Raw genomic sequence first — 15928 nt, 5'->3', positions numbered from 1 at the left:
ACCGCCAGATTAAAGGAAAGACCATGAAAGAAGGCATTCACCCGGATTACCGCGAAGTCCTGTTCATCGACATGTCGATCGACTTCAAGTTTGTGACGCGCTCGACCATCCAGACGCGTGAAACCGCCGAATTCAACGGCAAGACTTACCCGCTCGCCAAGATCGAAATATCGTCGGAATCGCATCCGTTCTACACCGGCCAACAAAAGATCATGGACACGGCAGGCCGCGTCGAGAAGTTCAACAAGAAGTTCGGCTCGCGCGCTACCGGCAAGGCAGCAGCGAAGTAATACCCGCCTCGTCGCCGGCCTTGGCCCGCAACGAAGCAGCAGCAAAAAAGGGCAGCGCGAGCTGCCCTTTTTTGTCTCCGCTTGTTCGTAGCGCCTGTTTGTCTCGCTTCTTTGTCCTTTTACCCCGGACGTCTCGTCGCACCTCGTCGCCCACCGCGGCGCCGTGTTACAGGCACCCCAATGACGTTGCGAGCCATTACCAGCCGTGACGCGCATCGCACGGCACGACTACAATGCCGGATGCTCCAAATTGGCCATTCCCGCCGGACAATCCATCCGGTCCCGGCTGCACCGCTTATCCGATATCCACACACCGCATGAGACCTGCCGTTCGCCTCACTGCCTCCGCGACCAGTGCTTTGCCGCGCTGGCTGCTGCTGACCATCTGTATCGTCTACGCATTTTTCGGCCTGTTCGGCCGGGATCCGTGGAAGAACGAGGACGCAGCCGGCTTCGGCGTCATGTGGACGATGGCCAACGGCAGCGCGCACGACTGGCTGCTGCCGAATCTGGTCGGCAAATACATGACGGAAGACGGCCCGCTCGGCTACTGGCTCGGCGCCAGCGCGATCCGCGCGCTCGCGCCGTGGGTCGATGCGAGCAACGCGTCACGCGTCTTCACGGGCCTGCTGTTTTGCGCCGGCTGTGGGTTCGTCTGGTATGCGGCCTACCTGCTCGGCCGGCGTGCCGAAGTGCAGCCGTTCAAATATGCATTCGGCGGCGAGCCGGAGCCGCGCGATTACGGGCGCACCCTCGCCGACGGCGCGTTGCTGATCCTGCTCGCCTGCTTCGGTCTAGCCGAACGTGGTCACGAAACCACGCCGCAGCTCGCGCAGTTCTTCGGCATCGCCATGCTCGTGTACGGGCTCGTGCGGATGATCGACAAGCCCATTCAGGGCGCGCTGATCTGGGGCCTGGCGCTCGGCCTCGTCACCCTGGCAAGCAGCCCGGTGCTGGTCGGCGCGCTGTTGCTCGGGACCCTGGCAATGGCGCTGATCGTGCGCGAAGCGCGTACGCGCTGGCTGCTGCTGGCCGGTTTGCCGGTGGCGCTCGCGCTGTCAGTCTCGTGGCCGATCGCCGCACTCGCCGCCTTTCCCGACGACGCCGTCTGGTACCTGAATCAATGGGTGCACGTCAGCCTGTCGTCGTTCGCCGGGCCACCCGGCTCGGTAGCCGCCTACGCGCTCAAGAACCTGCCGCTCTTCACCTGGCCCGCCTGGCCGCTGGCGCTGTGGGCGTGGTTCAGCTGGTCGGGCCTGCGGCGCGCGCCGCACGTGGCGATGCCGCTGTCGGTGATCGGGCCGCTGCTCGTGCTGGTCGTGTTGCAGAGCCATCAGTCGAACCGGCTTTACATGCTGCTGTTGCCGCCGCTCGCGGTGCTGGCCACCTTCGCACTGCCCACGCTCAAACGCGGCGCGATCAACGCGATCGACTGGTTCGCGCTACTGAGCTTCACGATCCTCGGCAGCTTCGTCTGGCTGGTCTATGCGGCCGGGCTAACCGGATTCCCGCATCCGCTCGCACGCAATCTCGCGCGTCTCGCGCCGGGTTTCGCGCCGCAGTTCAAGGTTCTGTCGTTCGTGTGCGCGGTCGCCGTGACGATCTGCTGGTTCGTCCTGGTGCAATGGCGTCTGGCCCGTCATCCGAAAGTGCTGTGGCGCAGCGTGGTGCTCTCGAGCGCCGGCACGACGCTGATGTGGGTGCTGCTGATGACGCTGTGGCTGCCGGTTGTCAACTACAGCCGGACCTATAAGGACGTCGCCGAGCAGATCGCGAGCCATCTGCCGGAGGACTACACCTGCATCTCGCCGGTGCGCCTCGGTAATGCGCAGATCGCAACCTTCGCCTATTTCGGCGATATGCATTTCTCATTCAACCAGGATTGCGATGTGATCCTGCGTCAGGACACCCAGGACTTCGGCGACCCGAGCGCGATGTCGGACTTCGTGTGGAAGCTGGTGTGGGAAGGCCGCCGCGTGGCCGACCGCGACGAACGCTTCCGCCTGTACGTGCGGATCGACCGTCCGAAGCCGCCGGTCGTCAAACGCCGCAACTGGCATAAGAAGCCGGACTGAGCATGTTCGCCGACGTACGGAAAATCGCCGGGCTCGCATGGCCCGTGCTGATTGGCCAACTGGCGATCATCGCGTTCGGCGTGATCGACACGGCGATGGTCGGGCGCTATTCGGCCGTCGATCTCGCCGCGCTCGGCCTCGGTTCATCGATCTACATTTCCGTCTACATCGGTCTGACCGGCATCCTCACCGCGCTGCAACCGATCACCGCGCAACTCTATGGCGCGCGCCGCTATACGGAGATCGGCGAGGAAGCGCGCCAGGCCTTGTGGCTCGCGCTCGCGTTGACCGTGATCGGCTTTCTGATTCTCTATTTTCCGGGACGCGTGCTGCAGCTCGCGCGCGTGCCCGCAGCGCTGCACGAGCGCACGGTCGCCTACCTGCAGATTCTGGCGTTTGGCTTGCCGGCCGGCCTTGCCTTTCGCGTCTATAGCTCGATCACCAATGCCGTCGGCAAACCGCGGCTGGTGATGATCCTGCAGATCGGCGCACTACTGCTCAAGGTGCCGCTCAACACATGGTTCATCTTCGGCGGACTCGGTGTGCCGGCGCTCGGCGGACCGGGTTGCGCGCTTGCCAGCACCACGATCAACTGGGGGCTGGCCGTAGTGGGGATGCTGCTGTTGACGCGCGTCGACGTGTTCAAGCCGTTCGCGATCTTTGCGCACTTCTGCTGGCCCGTCTGGCGCCGGCAGGCGGCACAGTTGCGCCTCGGCATTCCGATGGGTCTGTCGTACCTGATCGAGGTCACCTCCTACACGTTCATGGCGCTCTTTATTGCGCGCTTCGGCACGACGACGCTCGCCGGCCACCAGATCGCCGGCAACATCGGTGCGGTGCTCTATATGACGCCGCTGGCGATCGGGATTGCCTCGTCGACGCTGGTCGCCCAGGCGCTCGGCGCGCATCGCCCGGAAGCGGCGCGCACGCTGTCGCGGCACGGCATCATGATGGCGGTGGCGATCGCCTTCTGTTACGGCGCGATCGTGCTGGTGCTGCGGCCGTACGTGATCGAAGGCTATACGCCGAACGCGCAGGTCGCGGCGGCGGCGATGCCGCTGGTGTTGATCGTCGTGTGCTATCACGTGTTCGATGCGTTGCAGATCACCACCGCATTCGTGCTGCGCGCGTACAAGGTGGCGGTCGTGCCGACCGTCATCTATGCGGTTGCGCTGTGGGGCGTGGGGCTCGGCGGCGGGTATCTGCTTGGCTTCAATGTCACGGGTTTCACGCCGGAGTGGCTGACCGGCGCGCGCGGTTTCTGGGTCGCCAATACGGTGAGCCTGGCGATTGCCGGGATCGGTTTGCTGTTGTACTGGCGTGGCGTAAGCAAGCGGTATTTGCGCGCTGAGGCGGTGGTCAGGGTGGATTCGGCGGCTTGAGGGGCTTGTTGGGCTCAATCGGCTTGCTGGGGTTGCCGGGCCCACCAGGTTGTCGGGAATGGTTGACCGGATTGTGGCAGCTGCGGCGCAATACCGAAGGAAAAGGCCCCAGCCATGCTAGCCAGGTTTTCAGGTTATACCGCCACCGCCACGTCGGAGTGGCACACAATAGCTGACCGTTAGTTGCATCTTGAGCCCTATAAAAAGCGGCCACCCCCGGCAGCCGCCCTTCTCTCCTGTCTCAAGCCGCTTGTGCTTCCTCCGACGCCTGATCCCGCCGCTCGAAAATCTCCCTTGCTGCGAACAGCGCGTTCAGCGCCGCCGGGAAGCCCGCATAGAGCGCCATCTGCATGAACACTTCGACGATCTCCTCGCGCGTGCAGCCGACGTTCAACGCCGCCTCGATATGCACCTTCAACTGCGGTTGCGCGCAGCCGAGCGTCGCCAGCGAGGCAATCGTCGCGATTTCTCGCGCCCGCAGATCGAGTTGCGGCCGGCTGTAAATATCGCCGAAGCCGAATTCGATCAGCAGCCGTCCAAAATCCGGCGCGATCGGCGCAAGCGCGGCGATCACCTGCTCGCCGGTCGAGCCGTCGATTTCCTTCAGTTTGTCCCAGCCTCGGGTGTAGCGATCGTTTTGTGCGTGTTCCATGGTGAGTCCTCGTCCGAATGCGAAAGTGATTGGGTTTCGTCGATCTGTCGTGTCGGCGTGCTCGCGGCGGGCGTCCGCCCAGCGGTCTCGTAATAGGCGATTTTGTCGATGATCGCGCCGAGATTGCTCTGCAACTCGGCGATCCGCGCCAAAACGGCATCCCGATGCGCCACCAGCAAGTCGCGGCGCTCACCCACCGTAGACTGACCTTCTGCCCGCAGCGCCGCGAACGCCTGCATCCCGGCGATCGGCATGCCGGTCGCCTTCAGACGCATCACGAACTGCAGCCAGTCGAGATCGGCCGGCGAATACAGGCGATGCCCCGCCTGCGTACGCCCGACCGCTCGAATCAGGCCGGCCTGCTCGTAATAGCGCAGCGTGTGAGTGGAGACGCCGATCGTTGCGGCGACCTCGCCGATGGTGAGTGCTTTTGACATTTTCGACATGACGGAACTCAGGTTAGGACTTCGAGTGCACTCTAAGTCAAGTAGAAGGCGCTGTCATTTATCTGCCTTGTCGTTATTTACGGAGGATCGATAAACTCATAACTGCTTAATCGCTAGGCAAAAGCTTCAAATATTGTCCAGCCTGATTTACTTGTCATGAATCGATCGGTATAAATCGTCGGCGTTTGCAAATAAGGGCGCGCAATTTGTTCTATGCTTAAGCGCAGCGCCTGCTGACAAGGTGCGTCGTCCCGAGTTTTCCCTTTGCGGCTAACTTTTTTTGCCCTCAATGGAGTGCTTGCCATGCTAAAGAAGCTTTTGATGCTTTGCGTTGCTTTGGCTTTGTCGCTGTCGGCCGGATTTGCGGCAGCCGTCGAAGTAAATTCCGCCGATCAGGCGGCGCTCGAATCGGTCAAGGGTATCGGGCCGGTGCATGCGAAAGCGATCATCGACGAACGCACCAAAAACGGCCCGTTCAAGGATGCCGATGATCTCGCCACCCGCGTCAAAGGCATCGGCACCAAATCGGTGACCAATCTCGAAGCAGCCGGTCTGACCATCAACGGCTCGTCCACGCCGCCTACGGGCGCCAAAGCTGCCTCGAAGTCCAGCAGCACCGCCAGCACCAAGGCGGCGCCGGCAGCCGCTCCTGCGGCGACCACCGCGGCGACGACAACAGCACCAGCGGCGCCTGCCGAAGCATCCGGCACCAAAGCATCGAAGTCGAAGAAGAAGAGCAAGGCCGCGGCATCCGACGCAGCGGCAGCTTCCGCGCCGGCCACAGCGGCCGCCGCGAGCGCGCCGGCCGACGCATCCGGCACCAAGGCTTCGAAGAAGAAGGCGAAGAAGAGCAAGGCTGCATCGGCTGCGGCAGCCTCTGGCGGGGCGTAAATCGGGTTGAGTACCGGCCGTATGGCGGCTGCGCCGGTCACGTGCGATACGCGCGTGATGCACACATAAGCGCGGCCCCGCTCCCGGCTACCTTCCTTCCACCGGCGCCGCGCGACCGTGCGGCGTTTTCACCCGCTGACTCGTCAAACACGGGTCGGCATTCAAGAGAGACCGTCATGAGCCTACTCGACACTATCGGTTCCCTGGTTGGCAAATCGCCTGAAGGCGGTGGCCAGCAAGCCCTCATTTCAGCCGCGCTGGAATTCGTCAACAACCAGCCGGGCGGCCTGAACGGCCTGATCAGCAGCTTCAAGGAAAAGGGGCTCGGCGACGTCGTGTCGTCGTGGGTCAGCAACGGCGAGAACCAGGCGATCTCGCCCGACGCCCTGCACAGCGTGCTTGGGTCGGACGTCGTCACCAACCTCGCAGCGAAGGCCGGCGTACAACCGGATCAGGTCACCGGTCTGCTCTCGCAGATTCTGCCGCACGTTGTCAACGCGGCCACGCCCGACGGCGAAGTCCCCGCCGAAGGCAAACTGAATTCGACGACCGTGCTGGGCGCGCTCGGCGGCCTGTCGGCGCTGTTCGGCAAGGGCAACGCGTAAGTAAGCTCGTCACCCGTCACCGCCCTGTAGCAGACGCAAGCAGGCGAAAAAAAGCGGCAACGAAGTCACCTTCGTTGCCGCTTTTTAACTTTGGATGGAACGGCCCAATCTCTGCCGTTCCATCCTTAGCCCAACGCGTTTCGCTTAGTGCACGACGCGGTCGAACACCAGCTTGCCGTCTTCCACTTCGACCGGAATCACATCCTTCGGACCGAACTTGCCGGCGAGTATCAGCTTGGCGACCGGGTTCTCGATCTCCTGCTGGATTGCGCGCTTCAGCGGCCGCGCCCCGAACAGCGGATCGTAGCCGACCTTGCCGACGTGCTCGAGCGCCGCGTCCGACACCACCAATTGCATGTCGAGCTTGGCAAGCCGTTCGTGCAGACGTTGCAGCTGAATCCGCGCGATCGACTGGATGTTCGAACGGTCGAGCGCATGGAACACCACGACGTCGTCGATCCGGTTCAGGAACTCGGGCCGGAAGTGCAGCTTCACTTCTTCCCAGACCGCGTCCTTCACCGCTTCCTGCGGCTCGCCGACCATCGCCTGGATCACCTGCGAACCGAGGTTCGACGTCATCACGATCACCGTGTTCTTGAAGTCCACGGTACGGCCCTGGCCATCGGTCATGCGGCCGTCGTCGAGCACTTGCAGCAGGACGTTGAACACGTCCGGATGCGCCTTCTCGATTTCGTCGAGCAGGATCACGCTGTACGGCTTGCGGCGCACGGCTTCGGTCAGGTAACCGCCTTCCTCGTAGCCGACGTAGCCCGGCGGCGCGCCAATCAAACGCGCGACGCTATGCTTCTCCATGAATTCGCTCATGTCGATACGGATCAGATGATCTTCCGAATCGAACAGGAACGACGCCAGCGCCTTGCACAGCTCGGTCTTGCCCACGCCGGTCGGCCCGAGGAACAGGAACGAGCCATACGGCCGGTTCGGATCCGCAAGACCCGCGCGTGAACGACGAATCGCGTCGGCCACCGCGGTGATCGCTTCGTCCTGACCGACCACGCGGTCGTGCAGTTTCTCTTCGATCTGCAGCAGTTTTTCGCGCTCGCCCTGCATCATGCGCGACACCGGAATGCCGGTGGAACGCGAGACGACTTCAGCGATTTCTTCCGCGCCGACTTGCGTGCGCAACAGACGCGGCCGCGTCGGATTGTTCTGCTCCTTCGCTTCGGCCTGGGTCACTTCCTTCAACTGCGCTTCAAGACCCGGCAGCTTGCCGTACTGCAACTCGGCGACCTTCTCCAGCTTGCCTTCACGCTGCAAGCGAACGATTTCCGCACGCGTTTTTTCGATGTCTTCCTTCAGCTGCGCGCTGCCCTGCACCGCCGCTTTTTCCGCGGTCCAGATTTCTTCGAGGTCCGAATATTCGCGATCCAGCCGCTCGATTTCTTCTTCGATCAGTTGCAGACGCTTTTGCGACGCTTCGTCCTTTTCCTTCTTGACGGCTTCGCGCTCGATCTTCAATTGGATCAAACGACGGTCGAGCCGATCCATTTCTTCCGGCTTCGAGTCGATTTCCATCTTGATCTTCGAAGCGGCTTCGTCGATCAGGTCGATGGCCTTGTCCGGCAAAAAGCGATCCGTGATGTAGCGATGTGACAGTTCGGCTGCCGCGACGATCGCCGGGTCGGTAATGTCGACGCCATGATGCAGCTCGTACTTTTCCTGCAAACCGCGCAGGATCGCGATGGTGGCTTCAACCGACGGTTCGTCGACCAGCACCTTCTGGAAGCGGCGCTCGAGCGCGGCATCTTTTTCGATGTACTTGCGATATTCATCGAGCGTGGTGGCGCCGACGCAATGCAGTTCGCCGCGCGAGAGCGCCGGCTTGAGCATGTTGCCCGCGTCCATTGCGCCTTCGGCCTTGCCCGCACCGACCATCGTGTGAATTTCGTCGATGAAGACGATGGTCTGGCCTTCGTCTTTCGCGATGTCGCTCAGCACGGCCTTCAGGCGTTCTTCGAACTCGCCGCGGTATTTCGCGCCGGCCAGCAACGCTGCCATGTCCAACGACAGCACGCGCTTGCCCTTGAGCGTTTCCGGCACTTCACCGTTGACGATACGCTGCGCGAGACCTTCGACGATCGCGGTTTTACCCACGCCCGGCTCGCCGATCAGCACCGGATTGTTTTTGGTGCGGCGTTGCAGGATCTGGATCGAGCGGCGAATTTCGTCGTCACGGCCGATCACGGGGTCGAGCTTGCCGGCCCGCGCACGCTCGGTCAGGTCGACGGTGTACTTTTTCAGCGCTTCACGCTGGCTTTCGGCGTCCTGGCTATGCACTTGCGAACCGCCGCGCACCGCCGCGATCGCGCTTTCCAGCGACTTGCGCGACAGGCCGTGCTGACGCGCCAGACGCCCGGCCTCGCCTTTGTCGTCCGCAACCGCGAGCAGGAACATCTCGCTCGCGATGAATGTGTCGTTGAGTTTTTGTGCTTCCTTGTCCGCCTGGTTCAGCAAGCCGGTCAGTTCGCGGCCGATCTGCACGTTGCCATCGGTGCCCTGCACTTGCGGCAGGCGCGTAATGGCATCGTTCAGCGCAGTTTGCAGCGCCTGAACATGCACGCCGGCACGCGAGAGCAGCGAACGCGCCGACCCATCCTGCTGGGCGACGAGCGCCGAGAGGACATGAACCGGTTCGATGTATTGATTGTCGTGACCGACGGCCAGACTCTGCGCGTCGGCCAGTGCTTCCTGGAATTTAGTAGTAAGTTTGTCGATTCTCATCAAGAGACCTCCAATTTCAATTACCACCAAATTGAGGCGTTTTACGCAGGTTTCAAGCGTTTTTTTGCAATCAGCAACAACTATTTAACATTTGACGCGCGAGAACTTGCCCGCAGGTTTCAGGAAGCCGGCGTGGCGCCGCCAGTGGAAGCAACCGGCACGATCGGAATGACGGTGCTCAAACCCAGCAGCGCAGCCAGCGGGCCGTGCGGCTCTGCAACCTCGCCGATGGTGTGACGATCGAGTTCGGCCAGGAACGCGTTGCGCGCCGCCTCGAGCGCGCCGCGCAGACGGCAGTGCGATGTAATGACACAGGCCCGGCGCTCGCTTTGCTGCTCCGGGAAGCAGCCGACCAGCGCAAAGTCGCTTTCCGTGGCCCGCACGATTTCGCCCACCGTCAACGCGCTGGTTTGTTCGGCCAGCCGCAGGCCGCCGTTACGCCCGCGCACCGTCTCGACCCAGCCGAGTTCGCCGAGTTGCTGCACCACCTTCATCAAATGGTTCTTGGAGATCCCGTACGCGTCCGAGATGTCCTGAATGGTCGATAAGCCTTCACCGCGGACGGTGAGGTACAGCAGGACGCGTAGTGAGTAATCCGTATAGTCGGTCAGTCTCATAAGTGCAGGTGCCACGATGAGCGCAAGCCGCGATCCGGGGGATAACCGCGTCGATGCAAGGGTTGCCGGGGGCCGTCGCTTCGCCATAAGATGCTGGCGCTACGCATGTTTTCTTATTTTGCGCTGACAGTCGGTGTTTGTCTTTCGGCAGTAATGGTAACGTTTCCCGCACGGGCCATTCATACGAAAAGCGGGGCATTCGTGGCCTACTTCCTTTTGTTTGGACACAGTTTGAGGTCATTCCTGACGGTCTGTGGCGCCATGTGGCGATTCATAATGAATAACGACTTTATCTGGAATTTGCATGAATCCGTCTTTTCCCGCCGCACCGGTTGTCGAGCGCGCCGCCGAGCCTACTGAGGCGAATATTCGCGAGCTCGTCTACGGTTTTTACGACCGGGTGCGCGCCGATCCGCTGCTGGGCCCCGTGTTCGAGGCGACGCTGGCGGGCCGCTGGGACGACCACCTGCCCAAGATGTGCACCTTCTGGGGCAGTCTGGTGCTGGGCGCAAAGCAATACCGCGGCAATGTGCAGCAGGCGCATCAGCCGCTCGAGGGCGTCGAGCCGCAGCATTTCAGCCGCTGGCTGTATCTGTTCCTGGATACGGTGGAGTCGCGTTATCAGCCGGCTGCCGCGGTCCGCCTCATGGAGCCGGCGCTGCGTATCGCGCAGAGTTTGCAGCTGAGCCGCTTCGGCTGGGATTACAAGATTCCGGCGGAGCAGCAGGCGTTGCTGGAGCGGGTCGCGCCAAAGCGGCGGCGGGACGATGACTCGGACGAAGCGCATGCGCCGGGCACCTCGGCGCGGCGACCGGGTGAGCCGTTTCCGACCAGGATCATCGGCAAGGGGAAGACTGACTGACCGGGCGCCCGCCTAATCCTCTTCCTCGTTACCCGGTTCGATGCCCCAACGGGCCAGCGCCGCATCGTCGGCGACGCGGGCATCCACCCAGCGCTCGCCCTCTTCGGTTTTCTCTTTCTTCCAGAACGGCGCCTGGGTCTTCAGATAGTCCATCACGAACTCACACGACGCGAAGGCGTCGCCCCGATGCGCGGCGGTGGTCGCCACCAGCACGATCTGGTCGAGCGGATAAAGCTTGCCGACCCGATGCACGATCAGCACCTCGATCCCCGGCCAACGCTCGCGCGCGCTCACGACGATCGTTTCCAGCGATTTCTCCGTCATGCCCGGATAGTGTTCGAGCTCCATCGTTTCGACCGTGCTGCCGTCGTTCAGGTCGCGCACGGTGCCGACAAAACAGGCCACCGCGCCGATTTTCGGATTGCGCGCGCGCAACGCGGCAACCTCGGCGGTGAGGTCGAAGTCTTCCGTCTGGACACGAACGGGCATCTCTGGCTCCTGGGCGGCTTGGCGAGGTTTAGCGTGACACGGCAGGTTTTTTAGCGGCGATCCAGCGCGTTTCAACCGCCGGTGACGGGCGGAAAGAACGCGACCTCGCAGCCTTCGGTGACGCGTGTGCCGGCATCGATCATCACGTGATTGCAGGCCATGCGCAGCGCGCGGCCTTCGGCAAGGGTATCGGCCCAGATGCCGCCGCGCACGCGCAACCAGGCACGCACGTCGCCGACGGTCGCGATGCCGTCTGGCAGATCGACCGTTTCGTCGGCGGTTTCGAGCGCTTCGCGCACGCTTGCAAAATATCGGAGTTGAATCTTCATCGGGAAACCGCCGGCTGTGGCGGGCCTCAGTTCAGCAATTCGGAAAAAGGGATGAAACGCACGGTCTCGCCGGCGCTGATCGCGTGGTTCGGCGGATTGTCGATCAGGCCGTCGCCCCACACGGTCGACGTCAGTACGGCTGAGCTCTGATTCGGAAACAGATCGAGGCCGCCGGCCGGATTGATGCGCGCACGCAGGAATTCGTTGCGGCGGTCGGCCTTCTTCTGCGTGAAATCCGCGCGCAAAGACAGCGCGCGCGGCTCAACTGTCTGCATGCCGGCCAGAAGCAGGACGAACGGGCGAACGAACAGCAAAAAGGTCGCGAAGCTGGAAACCGGATTGCCCGGCAGGCCAATGAAGAAGGTTTCGGCTGAAGCTGTCGCAGCCGCATCTGCCTGCTGCGCGGCACGGCGCACCGCGCCGAAGGCGAGCGGCTTGCCCGGTTTCATCGCGATCTGCCACATCGACAGGCGTCCCTCCGCCTCGACCGCCGGCTTGACGTGATCTTCCTCGCCGACCGACACGCCGCCGCAGGTAAGGATCAGATCGTGCGCTTGCGCGGCTTCACGTAACGTCGCGCGAGTCGCGTCGAGTTTATCGGGGACGATGCCGTAGTCGGTTACCTCACAGCCGAGCTTTTCCAGCAGGCCGCGCAGCGTGAAACGGTTCGAGTTGTAGATCGCGCCGGGTTTCAGCGGTTCTCCGGGCATGGTCAGTTCGTCGCCGGTGAAGAACACGGCGACTTTTACGCGGCGGCGCACCTGGAGTTCGGCGCAGCCGACTGAGGCTGCGAGTCCTAATGCTTGCGGTGTCAGGCGAGTGCCGGCTGGAAGGATGATCGAACCGCTGCGGATGTCCGCGCCTTGGGCCGTGATCCATTCGCCGGGTGCCGGGTTGTGGAGGATCGTGACTTCGTTGCCGGCGGCCTCGGTTTGCTCCTGCATCACGATGGCGTCGGCGCCTGGCGGCACCGTGGCGCCGGTGAAGATGCGGGCTGCCGTGCCGGGTTTTAACGGTTCGGGCGCGTGGCCGGCTGGAATGCGTTGCGAGACTGGCAGGCGGCGGTCGCCATCGGTTGCCAGATCCTCTGTGCGGATCGCGTAGCCGTCCATTGAACTGGTGTTCATGGGGGGGACGTCGAGCGGCGAAATAACGTCTGCCGATAGCACGCGGTTGAGGGCGTCTAGCGTGGGGATCGATTCTGTGCCGGGGATTGGGCTCGCTGCGCTGAGCAAGGTCGCCAACGCTTCGGCAGTGGAGAGCATCGGGGCGCGGGGCGTTGGGGTGGACATCTTCTGGTCTCGAAGCCGCTGGTTAAAGGAATATTGTAGCGGTCGAAGTTGGGGGCCGGTGGCGGGTGGGTGTTATGGTGGTTTTTTTTGCCTGCTCGGCGGTTGTTTGTCCGTGTTCCTGGGGCTTTGGGCTTTCCTTGTTCTGGCTTTGGTGCCTTTCCTTGATTTGTTAGTGGTCTATTAGTGTTGCCCCTGTGCGGGGCGGCACTTACTTTCTTTGCCGCCGCAAAGAAAGATAAGCAAAGAAAGCGGCTCAAACCGCTAATGCTAAGTGGGCACCGTGGTCTGCCACGGGTAGTGGTGCATCTGGAATCTGTGTTCGTGCACCTGCATGCGCTTGTGACAAGGGCATCATTCTTCCGGCGGCGCTGCGCGCGCCGACGAGTATTTCTTTAAACCAATCTCGCCCCTTGCATCGAGCGCGACGCAGTCGCGCTCGATGCTCGCGGTGTTATTCGCTCGTGTTTGCGACGATGTAGTCCTTCACGCGCTGCGCGTCCGCCGGGAGTACTTCGAATCGCTGCGGTAGCGATTCCAAGCCTGAGAATGCGGCGGGGCGCTCCGGTTCGCGTAGTAGCGCTTCGCGGATCGTTTCGCCGAACTTGATCGGTTGCGCCGTCTCCAGCACGATCATCGGGATGCCGGCCTGCAAATGCTCGCGTGCCACCTTCAGGCCGTCTGCCGTGTGCGTGTCGATCATCGTGTCGTAACGCTCGAAGACGTCGCGGATCGCGTCCACGCGGTCCTCGTGGCTGCTGCGGCCCGATACGAAACCAAACTCCTTCACACGCGCAAAATCACCGCTTGCCGCCAGGTCGAAACCGCCCTTCTCTTCGACGTCGCGGAACAGTTGCAGCACGCGCGCCGGGTCGCGGCCCAGCAGGTCGAACACGAAACGCTCGAAGTTCGATGCCTTCGAGATGTCCATGCTCGGGCTGCTCGTGTGGTACGTCTCAGCGGCCTTGCGCACGCGGTAGATGCCGGTGCGGAAGAACTCGTCCAGTACGTCGTTTTCGTTCGTCGCGACTACCAGCTTCTCGATCGGCAAACCCATCATGCGCGCGATGTGACCGGCGCACACATTGCCGAAATTGCCCGACGGCACCGTGAACGAGACGCGCTCGTCGTTCGACTTCGTCGCGGCAAAGTAGCCCTTGAAGTAGTACACGACTTGCGCCACCACGCGCGCCCAGTTGATCGAGTTGACCGTGCCGATCTTGTACTTCGCCTTGAACGCGTGGTCGTTCGAAACCGCCTTCACGATGTCCTGGGCGTCGTCGAACACACCCTCGACCGCGATGTTGAAAATGTTCGGGTCCTGCAGGCTGTACATCTGTGCAGTCTGGAACGCGCTCATCTTCTTGTGCGGCGAGAGCATGAAGACGCTGATGCCTTTCTTGCCGCGCATCGCGTATTCCGCTGCGCTGCCGGTGTCGCCCGAGGTTGCGCCCAAGATGTTCAGCGTCTCGCCGTGTCTGGCCAGCGCGTACTCAAACAGGTTGCCGATCAGTTGCATCGCCATGTCCTTGAACGCGAGCGTCGGACCGTTCGACAGTTCCAGTAGCGACAGCGGCGCGCCGTTCTCGACGCCCAGCGTCTTCAACGGCGTGATTTGCGCGGCGCTTTCGTCGTCGCGCACGTGGCAATACGTCTCGGCCGTGTAGGTCTTGCGCGTCAGCGCGCGCAGGTCTTCGGCGGGGATGTCGTCGCTGAATTTCGACAGGATTTCGAACGCGAGATCCGCGTACGGCAGCGTGCGCCAGCGCGCCAGTTCGTCAGCCGTGACGCGCGGATATTCCGCCGGCAGATACAGGCCGCCGTCTTTCGCAAGACCGCCCAGCAGAATGTCGGAAAACGTATGGCGCTCGCCGGCTCCGGCGCCGCGCGTAGAGAGGTAGTTCATATTCGGCCTAGTTCAGCGCTTCCATGCGCAGCTTCGTGACTTGCGAGACAACGGTCTTCAGCGCTTCGATCGTCTTGATCGCCGCGTTGACGTTCTTTTCAACCGTTTCGTGCGTAATCAGGATGATGTCGGTTTCGCCCTTGCCGTTCGCGTCGACCTGCTCCGATTCCTTCTGCAGCAGCGCGTCGATCGAAATGCCCCGATCCGCGAGGATGCGCGTGATGTCGGCCAGCACGCCCGTCACGTCAGCCACGCGCAGGCGCAGGTAGTAGCCGCTCGTCACTTCGTCGATCGGCAGGATCGGCGTGCTCGACAGGCTGTCCGGCTGGAACGCCAGATGCGGCACGCGATGCTCCGGGTCCGCCGTATGCAGACGCGTCACGTCGACCAGATCGGCCACCACGGCGGAAGCCGTCGGCTCCGCGCCCGCGCCCTTGCCGTAGTAAAGCGTGGAGCCCACCGCGTCGCCGTGCACGACGACCGCGTTCATCGCCCCTTCCACGTTCGCCAGCAGGCGTTTTTCCGGAATCAGCGTGGGATGCACGCGCAATTCGATGCCCTTGTCCGTACGGCGCGAGATGCCAAGCAGCTTGATGCGGTAGCCAAGTTCTTCAGCGTATTTGATGTCGATTGCCGCCAGTTTGCTGATGCCTTCGACGTACGCCTTGTCGAACTGCACCGGCACGCCGAACGCGATCGCGCTCATGATCGTCGCCTTGTGGGCGGCGTCCACGCCTTCGATGTCGAAGGTCGGATCGGCTTCCGCGTAACCCAGCTCCTGGGCGGCCTTCAAGGCGGTCGCGAAGTCGAGCCCGCGGTCGCGCATCTCCGAGAGGATGTAGTTCGTCGTGCCGTTGATGATGCCGGCGATGTACTGGATGCGATTGGCCGTGAGCCCTTCGCGCAGCGCCTTGATGATCGGAATGCCACCCGCCACCGCCGCCTCGAACGCCACCATCACGCCGTTGGCGCGCGCCGCTTCGAAAATCTCCGTACCGTGCACGGCGAGCAGCGCCTTGTTGGCGGTGACCACATGCTTGCGGTTCTTGATCGCGCGTAGGACGAGGTCGCGCGCAACGCCCGTGCCGCCGATCATTTCCGCCACGATATCGATCGACGGATCGTCCACCACCGCGTTGAAGTCATCGGTCAGCGCCACGGTGCCGGCTTCGCTGCCGAGTGCCGCAGTCGCCTTGGCGGGATTGCGCACGGCAATGCGCGCAATCTCGATGCCGCGGCCCGCGCGGCGTTTGATTTCTTCCTGATTGCGGCGCAGTACCGTGAAGGTGCCGCTGCCTACCGTGCCGAAGCCCAGCAGTCCAACTTTGATCGGTTCCATGCAGCGTATGTTTT

Annotated in this window: 15 protein-coding genes; 6 read left to right on the top strand and 9 right to left on the bottom strand. The window is 62.6% G+C overall.

Features of this window, described 5'->3' with window-relative positions:
- Nucleotides 1-23 precede the first annotated feature (23 nt).
- The 3 genes from M0D66_RS09565 (at nt 24) to M0D66_RS09555 (ending at nt 3747) form a co-directional block, all read left to right on the top strand.
- Nucleotides 24-290: a type B 50S ribosomal protein L31 gene (locus tag M0D66_RS09565; protein WP_054039460.1), complete on the top strand. Its 267-nt coding sequence runs from the start codon at nt 24-26 to the stop codon at nt 288-290.
- 317 nt (nt 291-607) lie between these two features.
- Nucleotides 608-2365, top strand: coding sequence for a glycosyltransferase family 39 protein (locus tag M0D66_RS09560; RefSeq protein WP_200651752.1), 1758 nt, complete (start codon nt 608-610; stop codon nt 2363-2365).
- 2 nt (nt 2366-2367) lie between these two features.
- Nucleotides 2368-3747 carry an MATE family efflux transporter gene (locus tag M0D66_RS09555; RefSeq protein ID WP_256456453.1) on the top strand — a complete coding sequence of 460 codons (1380 nt, stop codon included), beginning with the start codon at nt 2368-2370 and terminating at the stop codon, nt 3745-3747.
- Between the two features lie 241 nt (nt 3748-3988).
- Here the strand turns inward: M0D66_RS09555 and M0D66_RS09550 are convergent, their stop codons facing one another.
- Together M0D66_RS09550 and M0D66_RS09545 are read right to left on the bottom strand one after the other, a co-directional pair.
- Nucleotides 3989-4399, bottom strand: coding sequence for a carboxymuconolactone decarboxylase family protein (locus tag M0D66_RS09550; protein WP_093632639.1), 411 nt, complete (start codon nt 4397-4399; stop codon nt 3989-3991).
- Nucleotides 4351-4845 (bottom strand): MerR family transcriptional regulator, encoded by a 495-nt coding sequence (locus M0D66_RS09545; protein WP_093632638.1) that lies wholly within the window; start codon nt 4843-4845, stop codon nt 4351-4353. The genes M0D66_RS09550 and M0D66_RS09545 overlap by 49 nt, the downstream gene beginning before the upstream one ends.
- Nucleotides 4846-5148: 303 nt before the next feature.
- Here M0D66_RS09545 and M0D66_RS09540 point away from each other — a divergent pair, with 303 nt between their 5' ends.
- The gene (locus M0D66_RS09540) at nt 5149-5736 is read left to right on the top strand and encodes a helix-hairpin-helix domain-containing protein (RefSeq protein WP_200619915.1); all 588 of its coding nucleotides are present in this window, start codon (nt 5149-5151) and stop codon (nt 5734-5736) included.
- A 176-nt stretch (nt 5737-5912) separates the two neighbouring features.
- On the top strand, nt 5913-6341 hold the full coding sequence (locus M0D66_RS09535; RefSeq protein WP_054039452.1) for a YidB family protein: 429 nt from the start codon (nt 5913-5915) through the stop codon (nt 6339-6341).
- Nucleotides 6342-6485: 144 nt separating this feature from the next.
- Here M0D66_RS09535 and clpB read toward each other — a convergent pair whose 3' ends face one another.
- Nucleotides 6486-9083, bottom strand: a complete 2598-nt coding sequence (gene clpB, locus M0D66_RS09530) for an ATP-dependent chaperone ClpB (RefSeq protein WP_093632636.1) — start codon at nt 9081-9083, stop codon at nt 6486-6488.
- A gap of 119 nt (nt 9084-9202) precedes the next feature.
- Nucleotides 9203-9700: an Rrf2 family transcriptional regulator gene (locus tag M0D66_RS09525; protein ID WP_093632635.1), complete on the bottom strand. Its 498-nt coding sequence runs from the start codon at nt 9698-9700 to the stop codon at nt 9203-9205.
- A gap of 304 nt (nt 9701-10004) precedes the next feature.
- Here M0D66_RS09525 and M0D66_RS09520 point away from each other — a divergent pair, with 304 nt between their 5' ends.
- Nucleotides 10005-10562 carry a group III truncated hemoglobin gene (locus tag M0D66_RS09520; protein ID WP_200651753.1) on the top strand — a complete coding sequence of 186 codons (558 nt, stop codon included), beginning with the start codon at nt 10005-10007 and terminating at the stop codon, nt 10560-10562.
- Nucleotides 10563-10574: 12 nt separating this feature from the next.
- On the opposite strand, the gene moaE is transcribed toward M0D66_RS09520, so the two are convergent.
- From moaE to M0D66_RS09495, 5 genes are all read right to left on the bottom strand, one after another.
- Nucleotides 10575-11051 (bottom strand): molybdopterin synthase catalytic subunit MoaE, encoded by a 477-nt coding sequence (gene moaE, locus M0D66_RS09515; RefSeq protein ID WP_200619914.1) that lies wholly within the window; start codon nt 11049-11051, stop codon nt 10575-10577.
- Between the two features lie 71 nt (nt 11052-11122).
- A complete protein-coding gene (gene moaD, locus M0D66_RS09510; protein WP_266210646.1) occupies nt 11123-11380 on the bottom strand; it encodes a molybdopterin converting factor subunit 1 in 258 nt (85 codons plus the stop codon).
- A 26-nt stretch (nt 11381-11406) separates the two neighbouring features.
- Nucleotides 11407-12645: a gephyrin-like molybdotransferase Glp gene (gene glp, locus M0D66_RS09505; protein ID WP_266210767.1), complete on the bottom strand. Its 1239-nt coding sequence runs from the start codon at nt 12643-12645 to the stop codon at nt 11407-11409.
- 478 nt (nt 12646-13123) lie between these two features.
- Nucleotides 13124-14575 (bottom strand): threonine synthase, encoded by a 1452-nt coding sequence (gene thrC, locus M0D66_RS09500; protein WP_200564503.1) that lies wholly within the window; start codon nt 14573-14575, stop codon nt 13124-13126.
- 7 nt (nt 14576-14582) lie between these two features.
- On the bottom strand, nt 14583-15914 hold the full coding sequence (locus tag M0D66_RS09495) for a homoserine dehydrogenase (RefSeq protein WP_093632629.1): 1332 nt from the start codon (nt 15912-15914) through the stop codon (nt 14583-14585).
- Between the last annotated feature and the right edge of the window lie 14 nt (nt 15915-15928).

The organism is Paraburkholderia sp. SECH2 (assembly GCF_030464795.1).
Classification (GTDB): Bacteria; Pseudomonadota; Gammaproteobacteria; order Burkholderiales; family Burkholderiaceae; genus Paraburkholderia; species Paraburkholderia aspalathi.
The sequence above is the reverse complement of the archived record's forward strand: the minus strand, read 5'-3'. Positions and strand labels throughout refer to the sequence as shown.

Excerpts from the sequence above, each read along its gene's own strand:
- M0D66_RS09495 (WP_093632629.1), bottom strand. The coding sequence starts at position 15,914 with ATGGAACCGATCAAAGTTGGACTGCTGGGCTTCGGCACGGTAGGCAGC.
- glp (WP_266210767.1), bottom strand. The coding sequence starts at position 12,645 with ATGCTCTCCACTGCCGAAGCGTTGGCGACCTTGCTCAGCGCAGCGAGC.
- moaD (WP_266210646.1), bottom strand. The coding sequence starts at position 11,380 with ATGAAGATTCAACTCCGATATTTTGCAAGCGTGCGCGAAGCGCTCGAA.
- M0D66_RS09550 (WP_093632639.1), bottom strand. The coding sequence starts at position 4,399 with ATGGAACACGCACAAAACGATCGCTACACCCGAGGCTGGGACAAACTG.
- thrC (WP_200564503.1), bottom strand. The coding sequence starts at position 14,575 with ATGAACTACCTCTCTACGCGCGGCGCCGGAGCCGGCGAGCGCCATACG.
- M0D66_RS09565 (WP_054039460.1), top strand. The coding sequence starts at position 24 with ATGAAAGAAGGCATTCACCCGGATTACCGCGAAGTCCTGTTCATCGAC.
- M0D66_RS09540 (WP_200619915.1), top strand. The coding sequence starts at position 5,149 with ATGCTAAAGAAGCTTTTGATGCTTTGCGTTGCTTTGGCTTTGTCGCTG.
- clpB (WP_093632636.1), bottom strand. The coding sequence starts at position 9,083 with ATGAGAATCGACAAACTTACTACTAAATTCCAGGAAGCACTGGCCGAC.
- M0D66_RS09520 (WP_200651753.1), top strand. The coding sequence starts at position 10,005 with ATGAATCCGTCTTTTCCCGCCGCACCGGTTGTCGAGCGCGCCGCCGAG.
- M0D66_RS09560 (WP_200651752.1), top strand. The coding sequence starts at position 608 with ATGAGACCTGCCGTTCGCCTCACTGCCTCCGCGACCAGTGCTTTGCCG.
- M0D66_RS09525 (WP_093632635.1), bottom strand. The coding sequence starts at position 9,700 with ATGAGACTGACCGACTATACGGATTACTCACTACGCGTCCTGCTGTAC.
- M0D66_RS09555 (WP_256456453.1), top strand. The coding sequence starts at position 2,368 with ATGTTCGCCGACGTACGGAAAATCGCCGGGCTCGCATGGCCCGTGCTG.
- M0D66_RS09545 (WP_093632638.1), bottom strand. The coding sequence starts at position 4,845 with ATGTCGAAAATGTCAAAAGCACTCACCATCGGCGAGGTCGCCGCAACG.
- M0D66_RS09535 (WP_054039452.1), top strand. The coding sequence starts at position 5,913 with ATGAGCCTACTCGACACTATCGGTTCCCTGGTTGGCAAATCGCCTGAA.
- moaE (WP_200619914.1), bottom strand. The coding sequence starts at position 11,051 with ATGCCCGTTCGTGTCCAGACGGAAGACTTCGACCTCACCGCCGAGGTT.